This window comes from Rhodoferax ferrireducens (assembly GCF_049302455.1).
GTDB classification, from domain to species: domain Bacteria; phylum Pseudomonadota; class Gammaproteobacteria; order Burkholderiales; family Burkholderiaceae_C; genus Rhodoferax; species Rhodoferax ferrireducens_B.
This window is the reverse complement of sequence record NZ_JBAQMD010000027.1, coordinates 1-17396: the sequence shown is the minus strand read 5'-3', so window position 1 is coordinate 17396 and position 17396 is coordinate 1. Positions and strand designations below refer to the sequence as shown.

General features: G+C 63.6%; 18 protein-coding genes. 3 read left to right on the top strand and 15 right to left on the bottom strand.

Annotated features, from left to right (window positions below):
• Positions 1-12: 12 nt before the first annotated feature.
• Complete coding sequence (locus WA157_RS04455; RefSeq protein WP_422619816.1) at positions 13-624, bottom strand: FMN-dependent NADH-azoreductase; 612 nt, start codon at positions 622-624, stop codon at positions 13-15.
• A gap of 146 nt (positions 625-770) precedes the next feature.
• Here WA157_RS04455 and WA157_RS04450 point away from each other — a divergent pair, with 146 nt between their 5' ends.
• Positions 771-1049, top strand: coding sequence for a hypothetical protein (locus tag WA157_RS04450; protein WP_422619815.1), 279 nt, complete (start codon positions 771-773; stop codon positions 1047-1049).
• 4 nt (positions 1050-1053) lie between these two features.
• Here the strand turns inward: WA157_RS04450 and WA157_RS04445 are convergent, their stop codons facing one another.
• Positions 1054-1992 carry a LysR substrate-binding domain-containing protein gene (locus tag WA157_RS04445; RefSeq protein ID WP_422619814.1) on the bottom strand — a complete coding sequence of 313 codons (939 nt, stop codon included), beginning with the start codon at positions 1990-1992 and terminating at the stop codon, positions 1054-1056.
• Positions 1993-2069: 77 nt separating this feature from the next.
• On the opposite strand from WA157_RS04445, the gene WA157_RS04440 reads away from it, so the two are divergent.
• Positions 2070-2951, top strand: coding sequence for a pirin family protein (locus tag WA157_RS04440; RefSeq protein WP_422619813.1), 882 nt, complete (start codon positions 2070-2072; stop codon positions 2949-2951).
• Between the two features lie 25 nt (positions 2952-2976).
• Here the strand turns inward: WA157_RS04440 and WA157_RS04435 are convergent, their stop codons facing one another.
• Positions 2977-3795 (bottom strand): UPF0149 family protein, encoded by an 819-nt coding sequence (locus WA157_RS04435; protein WP_422619812.1) that lies wholly within the window; start codon positions 3793-3795, stop codon positions 2977-2979.
• Between the two features lie 113 nt (positions 3796-3908).
• On the opposite strand from WA157_RS04435, the gene WA157_RS04430 reads away from it, so the two are divergent.
• Positions 3909-5534: an FMN-binding glutamate synthase family protein gene (locus tag WA157_RS04430; protein ID WP_422619811.1), complete on the top strand. Its 1626-nt coding sequence runs from the start codon at positions 3909-3911 to the stop codon at positions 5532-5534.
• 27 nt (positions 5535-5561) lie between these two features.
• Here WA157_RS04430 and WA157_RS04425 read toward each other — a convergent pair whose 3' ends face one another.
• The 12 genes from WA157_RS04425 to WA157_RS04370 all read right to left on the bottom strand — a co-directional run.
• Positions 5562-6605 (bottom strand): tetratricopeptide repeat protein, encoded by a 1044-nt coding sequence (locus tag WA157_RS04425; RefSeq protein ID WP_422619810.1) that lies wholly within the window; start codon positions 6603-6605, stop codon positions 5562-5564.
• Between the two features lie 59 nt (positions 6606-6664).
• The gene (locus WA157_RS04420) at positions 6665-7603 is read right to left on the bottom strand and encodes a type II secretion system F family protein (protein WP_422619809.1); all 939 of its coding nucleotides are present in this window, start codon (positions 7601-7603) and stop codon (positions 6665-6667) included.
• A gap of 13 nt (positions 7604-7616) precedes the next feature.
• Positions 7617-8585 (bottom strand): type II secretion system F family protein, encoded by a 969-nt coding sequence (locus WA157_RS04415; RefSeq protein ID WP_422619808.1) that lies wholly within the window; start codon positions 8583-8585, stop codon positions 7617-7619.
• A 10-nt stretch (positions 8586-8595) separates the two neighbouring features.
• A complete protein-coding gene (locus WA157_RS04410) occupies positions 8596-9954 on the bottom strand; it encodes a CpaF family protein (protein ID WP_422619807.1) in 1359 nt (452 codons plus the stop codon).
• 10 nt (positions 9955-9964) lie between these two features.
• A complete protein-coding gene (locus tag WA157_RS04405; protein WP_422619806.1) occupies positions 9965-11140 on the bottom strand; it encodes an AAA family ATPase in 1176 nt (391 codons plus the stop codon).
• The gene (locus WA157_RS04400; protein WP_422619805.1) at positions 11137-11598 is read right to left on the bottom strand and encodes a TadE/TadG family type IV pilus assembly protein; all 462 of its coding nucleotides are present in this window, start codon (positions 11596-11598) and stop codon (positions 11137-11139) included. The genes WA157_RS04405 and WA157_RS04400 overlap by 4 nt, the downstream gene beginning before the upstream one ends.
• Positions 11595-12077, bottom strand: coding sequence for a TadE/TadG family type IV pilus assembly protein (locus tag WA157_RS04395; protein WP_422619804.1), 483 nt, complete (start codon positions 12075-12077; stop codon positions 11595-11597). Before WA157_RS04395 ends, WA157_RS04400 begins: the two co-directional genes overlap by 4 nt.
• A gap of 12 nt (positions 12078-12089) precedes the next feature.
• Positions 12090-13463 carry a pilus assembly protein TadG-related protein gene (locus WA157_RS04390; protein ID WP_422619803.1) on the bottom strand — a complete coding sequence of 458 codons (1374 nt, stop codon included), beginning with the start codon at positions 13461-13463 and terminating at the stop codon, positions 12090-12092.
• 33 nt (positions 13464-13496) lie between these two features.
• Positions 13497-13778: a hypothetical protein gene (locus WA157_RS04385; RefSeq protein ID WP_422619802.1), complete on the bottom strand. Its 282-nt coding sequence runs from the start codon at positions 13776-13778 to the stop codon at positions 13497-13499.
• The gene (locus WA157_RS04380; protein ID WP_422619801.1) at positions 13778-15493 is read right to left on the bottom strand and encodes a type II and III secretion system protein family protein; all 1716 of its coding nucleotides are present in this window, start codon (positions 15491-15493) and stop codon (positions 13778-13780) included. Before WA157_RS04380 ends, WA157_RS04385 begins: the two co-directional genes overlap by 1 nt.
• A 38-nt stretch (positions 15494-15531) precedes the next feature.
• A complete protein-coding gene (gene cpaB, locus WA157_RS04375) occupies positions 15532-16395 on the bottom strand; it encodes a Flp pilus assembly protein CpaB (RefSeq protein WP_422619869.1) in 864 nt (287 codons plus the stop codon).
• The coding region (locus WA157_RS04370) for an ATP-binding protein (RefSeq protein WP_422619800.1) at positions 16389-17396 on the bottom strand (1008 nt) is incomplete at its 5' end. The genes WA157_RS04370 and cpaB, both read right to left, overlap by 7 nt.

Here is a 17396-nt window from a genome sequence, read left to right as displayed (position 1 = left end):
TGATGGTGAGGGTTAGACCGTGGCCAGCTCCATGTCGACGCGCGCTGCGCTCAGTGCTGCGGCCTTGGGTGCATCACCCATCGCCAAACCTTCAGCACGAACAATGCGCACGTCGGTGATGCCGAAGAAGCCAAAAACCACCTTGAGGTAGCTCTCCTGGTGTTCCATGGCCTGACCGCCTTCGCTGGTCGAATAGGCACCACCGCGTGTGGACGCCACGATCACGGTCTTGCCGGTTGCCAGACCCACCGGGCCCTTCTCGTTGTAAGTGAAGGTGCGACCCGGTTGCGCCAGACGATCGATCCAGGCCTTGAGCTGGGTCGGGATGGAGAAGTTGTAGAACGGTGCACCGATGACGATCACATCGGAAGCAAGGAACTGGCTCACCAGCTGCTCGGACAAGGCGTTCTCCGTGCGCTGTGCTTCGGTGGGCTCGGGCTGGGCGATACCCTTGATGGCGATGGCATCGGCACCGAAATGGTTGGGGGCATTCAGCGCCAGGTCGAGGTACTCGACCATGGTGTCGGGACGGCTCTTGCGCCATTCGGCGACGATTTCGGCGCTGAGTTGGCGGGAAACGGAATAGGTGCCCAGGATGCTGGAGTCAACGTGCAGTAATTTCATGATCAATGTTCTCTTTGGTTGGAAGTGCCGACACGAGTTTGGTCAGCAAGTTTGATTATTCTATTTATGATGATATTTCTTGATAAGCCCCTCTTACTGAGATACATAGTTCCAAAAATAGAACAATCATCCAATGGGAGTTCTCAATGCTGCGAGCGCAAGCCAGAGCAGCCAAGGCGAGGGTAAGGGTGCGCCGGCAACACCGCAAGACCTGGCCACAGCACGAAGTCCTGCGCTTGAAGGCGCCAGGGCTGCGTCCGCGCACATGGCGCTTGTTCAATGCGGCACGCCAGGACGATCCTCTGTATGCGGCGCTTCCCAGTCGCAAGTTTTTGCCCGAGCGCACGCGCGTTTTTCTGGAGTATCTGTCCGAGCAGACGCGCATTGAAGTCAACAGTGCGATGCAAGCCTGTCAAAACTGCTGATATATCAAGGCTGCACTTGTGCCAACGCAGTTTGCAGCATGTCGATGAAGACCCGTGTTTTAACCGGCATCAGCTTGCGCTCCGGAAACACCGCCCACGCCGGGTGGCTGGGCAGGCACCAGCCAGGCAACACCCGCCGCAGCGCGCCCCGGCGAACGTCAGGTGCGGCAAAGTAGTCTGGCACCGCCGCAATCCCCGCGCCGGCACAGGCCAGCTTGATCAGCAGCTCAGGCGCATTGGCGCTGGCCCTGCCCGGCGGCACACCCTGCCAGCGCTGCTCTCCCTGTGCCAACGTCCAGGAGGCCGCCTCCCCATTGGCCTGCAGCATCCTGATGGCCGCATGCCGGACCAGATCATCCGGGTCAGCGGGCTCGCCGTGCTCGGCCAGATAGCTGGGGGCAGCGTACAAACCGAAAGAAAATACGGCCAGGCGCCGCGCTGCCAGCGAGGCATCGTCGGGCAGGTTTCCCATGCGCAGGGCGACATCAAAGCCTTCACCCAGCAGGTCAACCCGACGCGGTGACAAATCGAGCTCCAGCTGGATCGCCGGATAAAGCGCAATAAAGGCCGCCAGCGTATCGGCCAACAGCAGGTTGGCAAAGTCACTGGGCATGGAAACCCGCAAGCGCCCGCTCGGCGTGGCCTGGCGGCGCTCGCTGAGCGCCGTCACCGCCTCCACTTCAGACACCACCTGACGCGCATGCTCCAGCAGTTGCAGGCCGAACTCGGTCAAAGACTGGCGCCGGGTGGTGCGTAGCAGCAGGCGCTCGCCCAGGCGCTGCTCCAGTGCGGCCAGTCGGCGCGATACGGTGGATTTGGGCAACCCCATGCGTTCCGCTGCGCGGCTAAAGCTGCCCAGCTCGGCCACGCTGGCAAAAATGAGCAGGTCATTGGGGTCGATGCCCGCGTTCGATTGTTCCATCATGGGATCAATGATATCCATTTCAAGCGATTTTCAAACCCATTGTTGGTGAATAAACTTCATCCATCGCAATCCACCGAATCAAGAAGGAACTGCAAATGAACACCACCACCGACAAGCACAGCGTTGAAGTAACACGCACCATCGAGCAGCTGGTTGCCGGCCAGGCCACGTCCGACGGCGCTGGCGTCAAACTGACCCGCGTGCTGACACAAAACCTGCAGCATCGGCTCGACCCGTTCCTGATGCTCGATGCCTTTGGCAGCGACCAGCCAGACGACTACATTGCCGGCTTCCCCGATCACCCGCACCGCGGTTTCGAAACCGTGACCTACATGATTGCCGGGCGCATGTTGCACCGTGACAGTGCTGGCCATGAGGGTCTGCTGGAAAACGGCGGCGTGCAGTGGATGACCGCCGGCAAAGGTGTGATTCATTCTGAAATCCCGCAGCAGGAGGAAGGTGTGATGGAAGGCTTTCAGCTTTGGCTGAACCTGCCCCAACGCGACAAGATGAACGCCCCTTGGTACCGTGACTTCAAGGCCGAAGATCTGCCCAAGTTTGTGACTGAAGAAGGCGTGGCGGTGACGGTCATTGCGGGTGAAAGCCATGGCATCAGTGGCGCCGTGACACGCGACACCACGCGGCCGAACTACCTCGACCTGCACCTGCCGAGTGGTTCGCGCTTCGAGCAAAAACTGCCCGCTGGCCACAACGCCTTTATCTACGTCTACCGCGGTGAAGTCAGCATTGCCGGCAAGGTCGTACCGGTGCAGCGCATGGCCATTCTGGCCAATGACGCGCAGGCCGATGGCGTGGTGATCGAGGCCGGCATTGACGCCAGAGTGCTGCTCATTTCAGGGCAGCCACTTAAAGAGCCCATCGTTCAGTACGGCCCGTTTGTGATGAACTCGAAAGATGAAATTTACCAGGCCCTGAGTGATTTCCGCGATGGCCGGCTGGGTGAATCTGCCCGATAAGCGGTTCGACGGTTGAAGGTGTATCTCACGCCCCGCAGCACTTCTTGTATTTCTTGCCACTGCCGCAAGGACAGGGATCGTTGCGGCCGGGCGTAGGCGCCTTGTGTACGGTCTGCTGGCGCGGCCCCAGGGTGCGCCAGAGTTCGCGCAGGTCGTACACGGCCCAGATTGCGCTGGCATAGGCGTCCAGGCGCTGGGTGCTGACGCTGGGTGCGCCGTTTTCATCGTAGACCGACAGCGTGGGTGGGTCGGTGTCGTCGTCAGTCAGGGCCACAATGGCCTCTAAGGCCTCGTCCAGCCACTGGGCCGCCTCTTTGTCGCGCGGCGCCGCCCATTCCTCGGGCCAGCTCTCCACCGCATACATGAAGCCCAGCGCCCAGATTTGCGCGTACGACGGCGGTGTTTCAGGGCCAATTTCGGCCCGTGCTTCCTCGGGCAGCGAGGCTACAGCGCCACGTATATCCACCACCTCGGGAAAGTAAGCGGCCTCGTCGCCCAGATCTTCCACCTTGGCATTGAGCGCTTGGGCCACCTCGTTCCAGCGCCGTGTCCACAGCGCCATGAAACGACCGAATTGGGCGTCGTCGGCAAACGAACCTTCATCCTGCATGCCTTCGTCACCAATGGCCAACAAAACGGGCAAGTACTCCGAGGGCATGATCAGGCGGCGGCAGCAGATCAGCGCGGCCATGAAGCCTTCGCAAAATTCCCATTGCGGCGTCTCGTCGTAGCGGGTGCGCAGATCGTCCAGAATGGCGTCGATTTCGTCAAATTCTTGCGGGCTCAAAGGCTCGATCGCAAATCCGGCGAGGGGGTCTGCTGCGCTGCTGGGTGCTGGGCTCATGGTGCTGGCTTTGTTCATGGTTTGGGAAATCATCGTATTTTGCCCTGCCGCCGGGCTGCATTCGGGGCGCAAGGCATTGCGGCTAGTATGGTGGCCTTGAAAGGAGCGCCGCCATGCTCGACTATCTGAATACGATCTTTCCGGTTCGTTACACCGTTTTTGGCCTGAGCGGCTTCGGCCTGTTGCTGGCCATTTTTTCGCTGGTGGCCTTGGGTGAGGGGGCCGCACTTGCGCTGCTGTTTCTGCTGCTGGTGAGCATTGGTGTTTTTGACCTGCTGCAAACCCGGCGCGCCCTGCTGCGCAACTACCCCATCGTCGGCCATCTTCACTTCATGCTGGCGTATCTACAGCCTGAAGCAGGCCAGGGCATGGGTGAAAGCGAGCGTCAAGCCGCCCCGTTTTCACGCGCCCAGCGTGCCCTGGTGGTCCAGCGCGCCAAGGCCCAATTCGAGCAACGCCCGTTTGGCACCTCACTGGCAGTGCAGGCCGAAGGCTACGAATGGCTCAACCACTCCATGGCACCCACGCGCCTGGATTCGCACGACTTTCGCCTCACCATCGGCGCCGAACGGGCGCAGCCCTACAGCGCCAGCGTGTTCAACATCTCGGCCATGAGTTTTGGCGCCTTGAGTGCCAACGCCATCCTGGCGCTCAACGCCGGCGCCAGGCGCGGCGGTTTCGCCCATGACAGCGGCGAGGGCTCCATCTCCAGCCATCACCGCGTCCACGGCGGCGACCTGATCTGGGAGATTGGCTCGGGCTACTTTGGCTGCCGCAATGACGATGGCACATTCAACGCGGACAAGTTTTCCAACCAGGCGCGCGACCCGCAGGTCAAGATGATCGAGCTCAAGCTCAGCCAGGGCGCCCAGGCAGGCGGAGCCTGCGTGCTGCCCGCCATCAAGGTCACGCCCGAAATTGCCGCCGCCCGCGGTGTGCCCACCGGCGTGGACTGCGTGTCGCCCGCCGCCCACAGCGCCTTCACGACACCACTGGAGCTGCTGCAGTTCGTGGCGCGGCTGCGCGACATCTCGGAGGGCAAGCCGACCGGCATCAAGCTCTGCATCGGTCACCCGTGGGAATGGTTTGCGCTGGTCAAGGCGATGCTGGCCAGCGGCATCACGCCCGACTTCATGGTGCTGGACGGCGCCGAGGGCGGCACTGGCGCCGCACCCCGGGAATTTACCGACCATGTGGGCGCACCGCTGGAAGAAGGCCTGCTGCTGGTGCACAACACGCTGCGCGGCGCGGGCCTGCGCGAGCAGATCAAACTGGGTTGCGCCGGCAAGGTCACCAGCGCGTTTGACATGGCGCGCCTGATGGCGCTCGGCGCCGACTGGTGCAACAGTGCGCGCGGCTTCATGTTTGCCTTGGGTTGCATTCAGTCGCAACACTGCCACACCAACCAGTGCCCGACGGGCGTGGCCACGCAAGACCCGCTGCGCCAGCGCTCGCTGGTGGTGCCGGACAAGGCGCAGCGCGTTTACAACTTTCATCAGCAAACCCTGCGCGCGCTCAAAGAGCTGGTGCAGGCGGCGGGGCTGACGCAGCCGCGCGACATCACGGCGCACCATATCCTGCGGCGCACGGCCAAGCATCAAGTCAAGTCACTGGCGCAGTTGCTGCTGACCCCGCTGCCCGTGGGCGCCCTGCTGCAAGACAACTTGAGCACTCTGCCGCTGGTCTACCAGCAGCACTGGCCGCTGGCTCGGGTTGACTCTTTTACGCTACAAATTTGATAGCTATAGACGACCATCCATCGGGGGCTAGAGGCCCATTTTAGCCAGAGTCGTCGCGTCGTAACCTGGGCAGCGACGCTGGCATGGGGCGGCAGCACGATAGTCGCGGCCAAGCACGATCCTGATATCGGCACCCAGTGCACCGCCCGGCTCGGAGGCAAGCTTGACGGGATGCGGCATGCGCTCGGCGAATGCCTGCGCAGCGCCGAAATATCCCACCCGGTATTGCACCACCGTGGTCGCGGTGTTGAATGGCCGCGCATTGGTCAGAGCGGTGCGCTGCACCAGACCACGCGCACGCATCCACCCCCCAAGCCACGCGGCCATGCCTTCAACGCCGTTGCCATTGGCGATTTCGACCCGCGGTTGAAGCACCTCGCGGGCGCGCCCTGTGACGGGTGGCGTTGGCGCCACGGTCGGCGGCGCCTCTGCAACCGGGACGGCGGGCGACGCGATTGGCGGGACCGTCACCGCTGCCACAGCGGACAAGCCGGCCTGTCTCAGTGGCATGGGCTCCAGGTTGGGTACGCTCTGCAATTGCGGTGCCTGGGTCGATGCCGCAAGCTCAGACGTCGCGGAAGCGTCCTTGGGTGGTGTTGCAAGCGGGGTTGCGTTGAGCGCGACCTGATCAACGCGGTTCAGGTTGCTGCGTGCCAGACGATGCTCCGGATTAAGCACCAGTGCCTCCCGCAACACGTCTTTCGCTTCGTCAGTGCGTCCATCGAGCAAAAGGGCATACCCGAGGTTGTTGAGCAGCGCCGCGCGCTGCGGTGCCAGCGCCACGGCGCGACGCAAAGCCGCGACCGCGTTGCCGAACAACCCCTGAGCCGCTTCTGCCATGCCAAGCGCGTTCATGACGTCGGCGTTGTTCGGCGCTTCGAGCGCGGCTTTGCGCCAGGCGTCCCGTGCATCACGCCAGCGGTGCTCGCCCTCAAATTGGCGCGCCAACGCCATGTAACCGTTGGCAGCGACTCGGTCCGGGCCTGAATTGGAGATGCGATAGTTCGGCGCCACGCGCCAGACAGTGGGCACGGGTGCGGCGCAACCGGTCAAGACGAGGGCGATTGCCATCACCGAGAGCGCATGACAGCTTGAACAAGGGTGGCAGGTGTCCATCGTAAATTCTCCAATCAGTGTCCGCCCATCGTGGGCAACAGAACGCGATAAATCTGAATCATGGCGGGGCCCATCAGCACCACCATCAACGAAGGGAAGATGCAGAAGATCAGCGGGAACAGCAGCTTGAGCGCGATCTTGGCGGCGGCCTCCTCGGCGCGCTGGCGCCTGCGCGTGCGCAGCAAGTCGGCGTGGATGCGCAGTGAAGCGGCGATGCTGGTACCGAACCGTTCCGCCTGGCTGATCATGGTGACGAAACCGTCCACCTCCTCGACGCCGGTGCGTATGGCCAGGTTGCGCAAGGCCCGCTCGCGCACGGCGCCGGCTCGCAACTCAAGGTTGACCAGACGCATCTCTTCTGCGAGTGCCGGACTCTTGAATTGCAGGTCATCGGCCACGCGCATCATCGCGGCCTCAGTGCCCAAACCCGCCTCCACGCAGACCGTCATCAAATCAAGTGCGTCAGGAAAAGACTCGAATATTTCTCGCTGCCTGACCATGACCAGGTGCGACAGAACCAGGTTGGGGCCGTAGTAGCCCAACGCGGCCAGCGCCAGCATGGTGAGCAGCAAGGTGTTGCCTTTCAGTGGCGAGCCTGACAACGTGAGCAGCGCGAACGTGACCAAGGGCAGACCCAGGGTCAACAGCGTCTTGATGCCAAAGAACGCCGATGCCGCGTTGGCATTGCGAATGCCGGCGTGGGCAAAGCGCAGCTTGAGGCTCGACTTCTCAAAGCCCTCCTCGGGCATCGAAAGCTTGCTGATGGGGCGCGTCACATCGGCGATCCAGTGCAGCCAGCGATGCGCGAGCGGCGGTCGCGGCGGGGCGTCGGCCACCAGCCCGACCAGCCGCTGGCGTGCGACATTCGGGTTCATCAGGCTGGAGACGCCGAGAACGCCGGCGACGACGAGGACGAAGATGAGCGCAATAAAAGCGAGCTGGATCGGTGTCATCAGAGTGTCTCCTTCATACCCGGATGCGGATGATGCTGCGCATCCACAAAATGCCCAGCAGCATCATGAAAAGCGCGACGCCGACCATGCGCAAGCCCGCGGGGTCGGTCCAGAGCACGGCCATGAACTTCGGATTGACGAGGTTCACGACCAGCCCCACGCCGAAGGGCAAGGCGGTGAGGATGATGGCCGACAGCTTGCCTTCGGCGGACAGGGTTCGAACTTCGCCGAGCAGTTTCAGACGCTCGCGCACGATCAGGGATATCTTGTCAAGCAACTCCGCGAGGTTGCCGCCCGACTCGCGCTGAATCATCACGGCGACCACGAAGTAGCTCACATCGGGCACCGGCACGCGCTCGGCCAGATTCGCCAGCGCATCGTTCGTGGGTACGCCATAGTTCATCTCGTCGAACAGGATACGGAAATCGTGCCCCAGTGGATCGGTCATCTCGTCCGCCACCATCTTGACCGCGGAAGGGAACGAATGGCCCGCCCGCATCGCACGGCTCATCAAATCCAGCGCCTCGGGAAACTGGCGCTCAATGCGTTCAATCCTGCCGCGGCGCCGGTTGGCGACGCGCCACCAGGGCAGCACGGCCAGCCCCAGCCCCAGCACCGCACCGAAGATCAGCGGCTTGCCGAGCAACGCCGGCAGGAACAATCCGAATGCACCCAGTGCGGCCGACATCATGATCAACTCGACCGCCGAGACCGCCATCGCTGAAGCCGTGACGAAGTGCTGCATGCGCTGGCCTGCGGGAAAGCCGCCCAACAAGGCATCCAGACGCGGCATGCGCGACTGCTGCCGGGAGCGCTCGATGCTCGCCGGCGCCGAGGGCTCACCGGCCAGCGCCTCGATCCGCGTCGCTATGCGCTTGGCCTCGGGGCTGCTGCGCGAGGCCCAGACGTTGTACGCACCTTCGAGCGCCAGCACCACGGCCAGAAAGGCCACCACCGCGAAGAGTACAAAAGACAGGTCCATGGCAGCTCCTTCAGACTTCGTGCCGCACCGGCTCGAACAGGGTTTGTGGCAGCTTGATGCCGCGTGTTATCAGGCGGTCCCAGCAGCGCGGCCGCACGCCGGTTGCCATGAAGTACCCCTCCACGGCACCGGTGGGGCCGACACCGGTCTGCCTGAAGATGAAGATTTCTTGCAGCGTCACGGTTTCGCCTTCCATGCCGGTGACCTCCTGGATACTCGTCAGCTTGCGCGTGCCGTCGCTCATGCGGCTCTCCTGGATGATCACGCCGATCGCCGAGGCCACCTGGGCGCGTGCCGCCTGGGCGGGCAAGTCCACGCCGGCCATCGCAATCATGCTTTCCAGCCGCGCCAGCGCATCGCGCGGAGAATTGGCATGCACGGTGGTCATCGATCCCTCGTGACCGGTGTTCATCGCCTGCAGCATGTCGAGCGCCTCGGCGCCGCGCACTTCGCCGAGGACGATGCGGTCGGGCCGCATGCGCAGCGCGTTGCGCACCAGCGCGCGTTGCGTCACCTCGCCGCGTCCTTCGATATTGGGCGGGCGCGTCTCCAGGCGTACGACGTGGGGCTGCTGCAGCTGCAGCTCGGCCGCGTCCTCGATGGTCACGATGCGCTCTGCCGTGCCGATGAAGGCGCTCAGAATGTTGAGCAGCGTGGTCTTGCCCGATCCCGTGCCGCCCGAGATGAGAATGTTGACTTTGGCCTGCGACAAGGCGCCGATGAACTGCGCCATTTCGTCTGACAGTGACCGGTACTCGATCAGGTTGGAGAGCTTCAGCGGCACCGTCGCAAAACGCCGGATCGACAGCATCGGGCCGTCAATCGCCAGCGGCGGGATGATCGCATTGACGCGCGAACCGTCGGGCAGGCGGGCGTCCACCATCGGGCTGGATTCGTCGATGCGACGCCCGACTCTTGAGACGATCTTGTCAATGATCTTCATCAGGTGATCGTCGTCGGTGAATTTGATGTCGGTCAACTCAAGCCGTCCGCGGCGCTCGACATAAACCTGGCGGTAGGTGTTGACCAGGATGTCCGACACCGTGGGGTCTGCCAGCAAGGGTTCGAGCGGGCCGAAGCCGAGCATCTCGTACTGGATGTCGCGCACCAGATTGCGACGTTCACTGGCGTTGAGAACCAGGTTCTCTTCAAGCAGCAGGCGCTCAACCATCTGGCGCAGCTCTTCCTTCAGATTCTCGGGCGACAGGTTTTCCATCGCCTCAAGGTCCAGGCGCCCGAGCAGCACCTGATGGATGTGTGCCTTGGTATCCTGGTACGCGCGGGTGGGCGCCCCCGCGTCGTCGGGCACCGGGTCGCCCGCTGGCGGGAACCCTTGGGCCGCAGCCCCCAGTCTTTCGCGCAAACTCATGGCATTCCTTTCATTGCGGTGCACCGTGGAACAGACCCGACAGCCAGCCTGTGCGGGCCTGGCCAAGGGGCGGTGGCGCGATATTCTCAGCGAGCTCGCGAAGACTCCTGGCGATCGTGCTGTTCGGCGCGATGCGCTCGACCGGAACCCCCTGGTTGACCGATGCCGCCACCGCTTCATAGTGGTTCGGCAGCGTGATCACTTGGTTGATCGCCAGCGTTTTCTTCAGGTCTTCGATGGTGAACTGGCTGCCCTTCTGGTAGCGATTGACGATCCACTGAATTTTGTGCGCGGGATACTCAAGCGAGCGAAACACATTGCGCAGGCGCTTGCCGTCACGGATGAAAGGCAACGTCAGTTGCAACACCGCGTAGACCCGGTCGGCCAGATCCAGTGCCTGCAGCGTGACCGAACTCAAGGATCGCCCGACATCGATGATCACGAAGTCAAACATCTCGCGCGCCAGCTCGACGATCTGCCGCACATGCTGCGGCGTCACGTCCGTCGCCTGGGCCGGGTCATCCGGCGCCGCCAGCACCCACAGGCCAGGCGCCACTTCGCTCATCGAGGATCGCAACAGGTCGGCGTCGAGCCGGTTGATGTTGCGCGCCACATCAGCCACGTTGCTCACCGGCGTTTGGCTGCTGACAAAAAGCGCAGCATCGCCAAACTGGAGGTTCATGTCGATCAGCGCAACCTGGCGTTGCCCGCCCGCAGCCAGCAGATGGGCCAGGTTGGCGGCGATAAAGGTGGCCCCGCTGCCGCCCTTGCACGACACCAAGGCGAGCACCTCGGCGTGGTGCGTGGCGGGCAAGGCGGTAGACGGCGTGCGTTTGCGCAACTGGCGCCGCAGCGCCGCCAGTACCGCCTCCGGCGCCGCGGGCGAAGGCAGCACCTCGCGCACGCCGGCGCGCATGGCGCGCAACAGAAACTCGGGGCTAAGCTCGCTGCCGACCAGCACGTAGTCAATCTCGGGGTGGGCATTGGCCAGCGCCTCAAGCGCCTCGAAGTCTTGTGGCGTAGCGGTCTCGACCAGCACGAGGTCAGGGCGACTGCCATTAAAAATCACCTTCACGTCGCGCAACGCACACACAATCGGCGTGACATCGAACGCGGGCTCAACGCGCAGGACATCGGTCCACGCCTCGGCGTTGAACGGGTCAGGGGTGATGAGCTTGATTTTCACGGGCACACCTCGTTGGCAGTACTACTCATAAACTCCTTGCGCAGCGTTGTGCTGAAGGGGGGCAACGTCAGCGGCGGTAGCGGCAAGGGAATGATGAGGGTATGGGCGAAGCCGGACAAACTCACGCGGGCGGCTTTGCACGTGGCGTTGGTGCAAGAAGGATCAACCGTATTCGCAGGGTTCATGTAGCTGATCGTGATGTTGGCGTTCGTGAGTGCCGGCAGCATGTCGTGCATGCGTGACTTGATCGGCGCATTCATGCTTCGATCTATATCGCAGACGACGGCAAGGCGCGCGCCCAGTCGGGTGGCCTCAACGGCGGCGTTCCAGGTCCAGAGCAAGCGCCCCATCTCCATTGCGCCAAGCAGCGCAAGAAAGAGACCCCCAAATGCCGCGACAATCGCAAACTCGACCGCCGCGACGCCGCGCTGGCGCGAAGGCTGGTTGGTTGTGTTCACAGTTGCGCCCTCAGCGTGACCGAGATGTTGTTGAAGGGGAAATCCTTCGGAATCACGAACTTGACCAATGAGTCGAAAGCGTAGTTCTGGATGCTGACCGTGACCAGGTTGATTGCCCCGAGACCGGTCGACTGGTTCGCATGCGGGGGGCAAATCGTCGGATCTAACGAACTCGCGTCGCAAATCAACACCATGCCGGTCGTCAGGCCGGGGGCGACTGGCGAGCCCGAGCAGTCGGTGGTGCCGGTGACGGCGAGGCACTTGGCCTCGGCGGCGATGACTGCGTCGCCCGGTCCATGCTGCGACAGGTGACGGGCCGCGTCACGCACCGTCTTGTCAAGCGTGTTGTAGGTGTAGATCGCATGCCCTAGCTCGATCGTGCCCAGGATCATTGGCACCAACACCAGTGGCAAGAGAAAGGCGAACTCGACGGCCGCCACGCCCCGCTGGCACGAATGAAGAAGTGTGAACTTTTTCATGTCGGGCATTCGCTATTGCACCAGGGCCGGCACCATCGGACCCAGTGAACTGGCGTCGCCGGCGATGCCCGAGGTGGCGCAGGGGCTGCCCGGGATGTCGGAACGCCCTAGGTATTCGAGCCGAGATTTCACATCGTTTCCCTGCCGACGGTAGGGGTCAAGCATTAGCACGCAGGCGTAGGCTCGTACCGGCGCATGCTGGGTACCGACAAAACTGCTGCAGTCGACGATCGGCACGACAACGAGCCGGCGATCAGCGCCATTGGCGGCGTACTGGACCTGAGTCGCGATCGTGTCGTTGTTGCTGTAAAAGGGCGGAGTCACCGCAACAGGATTGGTGATTTGCAAGTGCGCGGCGCGGGCGTCCTTGAAGTTCGTCTGTCCGGCCACGACTCCCGCATAGGCATTGTTGCCTGACGTCCAGTTCTCTGTGCTGTAGGCATTGCCGGTGAAGTCGGGTGGAGCCGTTGCCGGCGAATAACCGCCGCCATTGGCATACACACCGAAGCGCGTATTGAAGGCCTTGTCGAGCGAATTGATCGAACCGGTCTGTCCGACGCAGCCTGGCGTCGGGTTTGCGTTGCCGCTGCTCGAGCAGGCCGCGTTCGTCGGCTCGGGTAGGCTGCACTGGCCGACACCGGCGAGCAGGCAGGCCAGTTCGTTGGCGCCCCCGCCCGAGCACCCGGGCGTTGGCGCGCTGGGATCGAAGTCGATCCAGCGGAAGTTGCCGGTGTAATTGTTGACGCTGTTGCCGTTCCCGTTTTGTTGGAAGTCCATCGGCACCCATTGACCGGGCGAATAGCCATAGTTGGGCGCCGCACCCTGGGTGCACAGCGCCATCGGCAACGCGCAGTTGGATTGCGACGGTTCGAGCGAGGCGGTTGCGAGCGAGCTGACGGTCTGGTCGCCGAAGCCGAGCACCTGCATAAACCAGGGCGAGATGCCGCCGCGCGTGACCGTGCAACGCACATACTTCGAGCTGGGCGACGCTGCCCCGGCACTGACCCAGCCGATACTGGGACAGGCACCGATACCGGCGTTCAGTGCAGTGCCGAAGCACACAGCGATATCGCTGCTGGCGATGGCCGAAGCCTGGAAGTCGACCTTGTTCTTCCCGCCCACGGTCTTGCCGGCTGCTTCGGCTCGACTGAAGGCATCAGCCGGAATGTCCGGTGCCCCGGTGAGCTCGTAGCTCGCCGCCAGCGCGCAGGCATCGGCGCTGTTCTGCAGCTCGGTCTTGGTGAGGTAGAGGTGCCCACCATCAAGCGCCAGGCCGACGAAGCCCATCAGCACCACGATCGTCAGTCCGACCACGATTGCCACCGCGCCGCGCTGACGCGACCGACGGCCAGGAACTGGCGGGCGACGGCAAGGCAAACGATTCATGATGGCGCCTTTGTGATAGCGGTCTGGTCGCGCTCAGCGCCCCATGCCGATGCCGCCGATGTTGATCACGGTCGTGGGCGGCGGGCTGCGGTAGCTCTCGACGTGACGGTCCATCGCCTCGCGAGCGATGCGGCCGTCGGTGGGTGAACTCGCCTGCGCATGTCGTGCAGGTGCGCCCGGCTCGATCAACTGCTGCGCTTTCAGGATTCGCACGCTGTCGCCGAATCGGGCGTCCCAGTCGGGCGAGGCTGTGGCGGCGCAGCCGCCAAGCGCCAGCAGGCAGACCGCCGCGGCGATGAGGTTTGAGTCGCGCATTATTTTTTCTCCTTGTCGAAGCCGCCTTGGGCGGGGTTGTCGCCGCTGGCCGCGTCATCGGTGCGCTGGCCCTCCAGCTTGCCGCCCAGAATCAGCTCGCTGCGGCTTGGCGGCACGTAGCCGTCGGTGGGCAGCCGGTAGCCCACTGGCAGCGGTTTGACGAGACGCGCCGTGATCACGAACACCAACTCCGAGCGGTCAGTCTGAAACTCGGTGCTGCGAAACAGTGCGCCCACCACCGGCAGCTCGCCCAGGAACGGGAAGGCACTGATGTTGGTCGTGGTGTTGTTCTTGATCAAGCCACCGATGGCGAAGCTCTGGCCATCCATCAGTTGCACCGTGGTTTCGGCCTTGCGCGAGGTGAACGATGGCAGCACCGCGTTGAGGCCGCCGCTGCTGATCTGAACGCCCGCAACGTTGAGCTCGGACACTTCAGGCCGCACGCGCAGGTTGATGCGCCCGCTACCGAGCACGGTGGGCGTGAACCTGACCGAAACGCCGAACTCCTTTTCTTCCAGCGTGGTGGTGCTCCCCCCGCTAGCGTTGTCCTTCGACACCGGGATGAATATCTTGCCGCCCGCCAGGAAGCTGCCGGTCTGCCCGCTGATGGCCATGATCGTCGGCTCGGCCAGCACCTTGACCAGACCATCGTTCTTTTGCATGTTCAGCGTCGTGTTGGACACGCCGCGGCCCGGTACAGTGCCGTAGCTGGTGGTGTAGGTGGGCCGCCCCGTGGTGGCGTCATAGGTCACCGTCACGTTGCCACCGCTGGCGCCTGCGATTGGCACCGTGCCGCCTATCACCGCGTCGACCGAGCTGAAAGGCACGCCGTTGGGTCCCGTATTGCTGATCTGGCCCATGACGCCGGCAGCGCCGCCGAAGATGCCCGACAAAAATCGCATCATCGAACCGTCACCCGGCACATAGGCGCGGGAGAAATTGATGCCGAACTGATCCAGCAAGGATTTTGAGATCTCGGCCACCTTGACTTCGAGCATCACCTGCTGCGGCGCGCCCACCTCCAGCATATTGACAACGCGCTGGTTGCTCTGGCCGCCGCCATCCTGGCCGCGCACATAGGCATTGGCGAGGTCGGTCACCCGTGTCAACGCTTCGGTGTCGGAGACCATGCCTGACAGCACGATCGAATCGAAAGCCGATGTGACCTTGACCTCTTTCTCGATGGGGAGCAGCTGGCCGATCACCGCCTGCAATGCCATGGTGTCCATGGCGACGACAACATCAAAGGCGGTGCAGGTGCCGTCGCGGTCAAGCATCACCACATTGGTCGTGCCGATGGTCTTGCCGAGCAGGTAAACCTCGGTCGGTGCGAGCAACAGCACGTCCACATCGGCGACGCCGGGGCGCGTGTTGATGGCCGGCGTCTTGACCCCTTCATCTTTCTTGCCATCGGGGGTCTCGGCCGGGCGCGCGGCACGCGCGTTTTCGGGATTGCCCAGCAGGATGCGGGTGACGGGCGAACTCGGTCGCAACACGGTCGACTTACCCACCGGAATCAGCACCGCGGGCGCAATGTTGACGCGCGAGCATAGTGCGGTCGTTGAGAGCGCCTGGCGCGCAGGCGCAGTTGCAGGCGCAGGCAGCTTCGCCGCCGTCGCTTTGCCGGCCTGTACCGTAGCGCCCGGCGCAGGAAAGGTCAGGCCTGCTGCCAGTGCCATGCTGGCGATGGCCATAGCGCGTGAGGGTGATGACATCAGCATTCTCCCGGTTTGGTGTTGTTGTGGGTGATGATTCAGAAGCACTCGGTCACCTTGCTCAGGCCACGAATGATCTCAACGCAATTTTTGGACGCCGCAGGCAGAGCCGCCACAGCTGGGGCGACAACGCGACGCACGACACGGCGTGCCGGGGCCAATGGCGTCACAGCTGGTTTGGCGGCTTCAGGTTTGGCCAGGCCGAGCAATTCGGCCTTCGTGGCGCCGCCCGTGGCAGCGACCCCCTTCGGATCGGTCTGGTTGCGCAGCACCAGCGACAAGGTGCCCACGCTGCGCGCCAGGTCGAGCATCTCCGCGTCCCTGGGGGTGACTTCCAGCGTCACCGCATTCACCACCCTGGGCTTGGTGGAGTCGCGGTCGGCCTCCTGGGCCACGGCGAGCACCAGGATGCGTTCGAGCACGATTTTTGAGACCGAGTGATCACGGTCGTTGCGCTGGCCGCCTTCATCCTGGGTGTTGACCATCACATCAACGAACGTACCCGGCAGCGCGAAGCCGGCCACGCCAACCACATCGTTCACGCGCACCGTCATGGCGCGCTTGCCTTGCGGCACGACGGCAGACAACCCGCCCTTGGTGCCGATTGGCGCCAGCCGCGCTTCAATGAGCGGCTCCCCACGCTGCATCGACACCAGGACAACCCGGCCTTCGAGCTTGGCGGCCTCCTTGTAGGCGCCGGTGGGCGTGCTACCCAGGGGCCAGTCGGCCATGCGAATCATCTCGGGCGAGATGCGCCCGCCGAGCTCGATGTCGGTGTTCGCCACCGCGATGCGGCCGCCGTCGCCGCCCTGGCCCTGCATCCAGCGCGTCGCAAGAAATACCGCGGCCAAGCCCGCAATGAGCGCAATAAACAGCATCAATATGCCACGTGATCTCATGATGGACTCCCAGGTTCAGACGCCGCTTCAATCAGCGCCTCGTTGCCAAAATATGCTTGCCAGGCCCAGTCGAGCAGTTCGACGGAAAGCTTCGCCGGCACCTCCAGATAGCGGGCGCGGCTGGCGATCAGGTGCAGCAGGTCGCGCGGGTAACACGCCAGCAGCGGGCGACCCTGCGGCCGGTGATAGCCGTCCACCAGCGCCTGGAATGCTGCCGGGTCGTGGGCAATGCCCTCGGCCGCGCAGGCGCGCTCAAAAATCAGTGCGTAGTCGGCCAGTGACACGGCTGTGATCGCGATCTTGTGGCCCAGCCGGCGCAGGAATGCCGCGTCTTCCAGCTGCGCCGGGCGCAGGTTTGACGAGAACACCAGCACCATGTCGAACGGAATCGTGAACTTGCCGCCGTTGCGCAGCATCAGGTGGTCGTGGCGGCGCTCCATCGGCACCACCCAGCGGTTCATCAACTGGCGCGGCGCAATCACCTGGCGGCCGAGGTCGTCCACGATAAACAAGCCGTTATTGGCCTTGAAGTGCGGCGGCGCCTCGTAGTAGCCGGCGCGGCCGTCGAAGCTGAGGTCGAGCATTTCGAGCGTGAGCTCGCCACCCGACACGATGCAGGGCCGCTCGCACAAAACCCAGCGTGCGTCGGGGCGGGCCCGGTTGTCCAGTGCCGCGCGCGGTGCGCCGTCCAGCGCCAGCGGGCGATGGCACTGCGCATCAAAGACCCGGATAACCTCGCCATGCACGCTGATCGCGTAGGGGATCGCCACGGCGCCGGTGATCAGGCGCTGCAAGCGCTCGGCCAAGTAGGTCTTGCCCGAGCCCGCCGGGCCATACAGCAGAATCGGCCGCCCCGAATTGACGGCCGTGCCCAGCAGGTCAATCAGGCGCTCGGGGACCACCAGGTCGGCAAATGCCGCGTGCACCTGGTTTGCCGTGATCGCCTGGTTGGTGACCGATTGGGCGCGCACCCGCTCGGCGTAAACCTCCAGCGGCACCGGCGC

Coding starts and splice junctions, on each gene's coding strand:
- WA157_RS04455 (WP_422619816.1), bottom strand. CDS start 624: ATGAAATTACTGCACGTTGACTCCAGCATCCTGGGCACCTATTCCGTT.
- WA157_RS04450 (WP_422619815.1), top strand. CDS start 771: ATGCTGCGAGCGCAAGCCAGAGCAGCCAAGGCGAGGGTAAGGGTGCGC.
- WA157_RS04445 (WP_422619814.1), bottom strand. CDS start 1,992: ATGGATATCATTGATCCCATGATGGAACAATCGAACGCGGGCATCGAC.
- WA157_RS04440 (WP_422619813.1), top strand. CDS start 2,070: ATGAACACCACCACCGACAAGCACAGCGTTGAAGTAACACGCACCATC.
- WA157_RS04435 (WP_422619812.1), bottom strand. CDS start 3,795: ATGAGCCCAGCACCCAGCAGCGCAGCAGACCCCCTCGCCGGATTTGCG.
- WA157_RS04430 (WP_422619811.1), top strand. CDS start 3,909: ATGCTCGACTATCTGAATACGATCTTTCCGGTTCGTTACACCGTTTTT.
- WA157_RS04425 (WP_422619810.1), bottom strand. CDS start 6,605: ATGGCAATCGCCCTCGTCTTGACCGGTTGCGCCGCACCCGTGCCCACT.
- WA157_RS04420 (WP_422619809.1), bottom strand. CDS start 7,603: ATGACACCGATCCAGCTCGCTTTTATTGCGCTCATCTTCGTCCTCGTC.
- WA157_RS04415 (WP_422619808.1), bottom strand. CDS start 8,585: ATGGACCTGTCTTTTGTACTCTTCGCGGTGGTGGCCTTTCTGGCCGTG.
- WA157_RS04410 (WP_422619807.1), bottom strand. CDS start 9,954: ATGAGTTTGCGCGAAAGACTGGGGGCTGCGGCCCAAGGGTTCCCGCCA.
- WA157_RS04395 (WP_422619804.1), bottom strand. CDS start 12,077: ATGAAAAAGTTCACACTTCTTCATTCGTGCCAGCGGGGCGTGGCGGCC.
- WA157_RS04390 (WP_422619803.1), bottom strand. CDS start 13,463: ATGAATCGTTTGCCTTGCCGTCGCCCGCCAGTTCCTGGCCGTCGGTCG.
- WA157_RS04385 (WP_422619802.1), bottom strand. CDS start 13,778: ATGCGCGACTCAAACCTCATCGCCGCGGCGGTCTGCCTGCTGGCGCTT.
- WA157_RS04380 (WP_422619801.1), bottom strand. CDS start 15,493: ATGTCATCACCCTCACGCGCTATGGCCATCGCCAGCATGGCACTGGCA.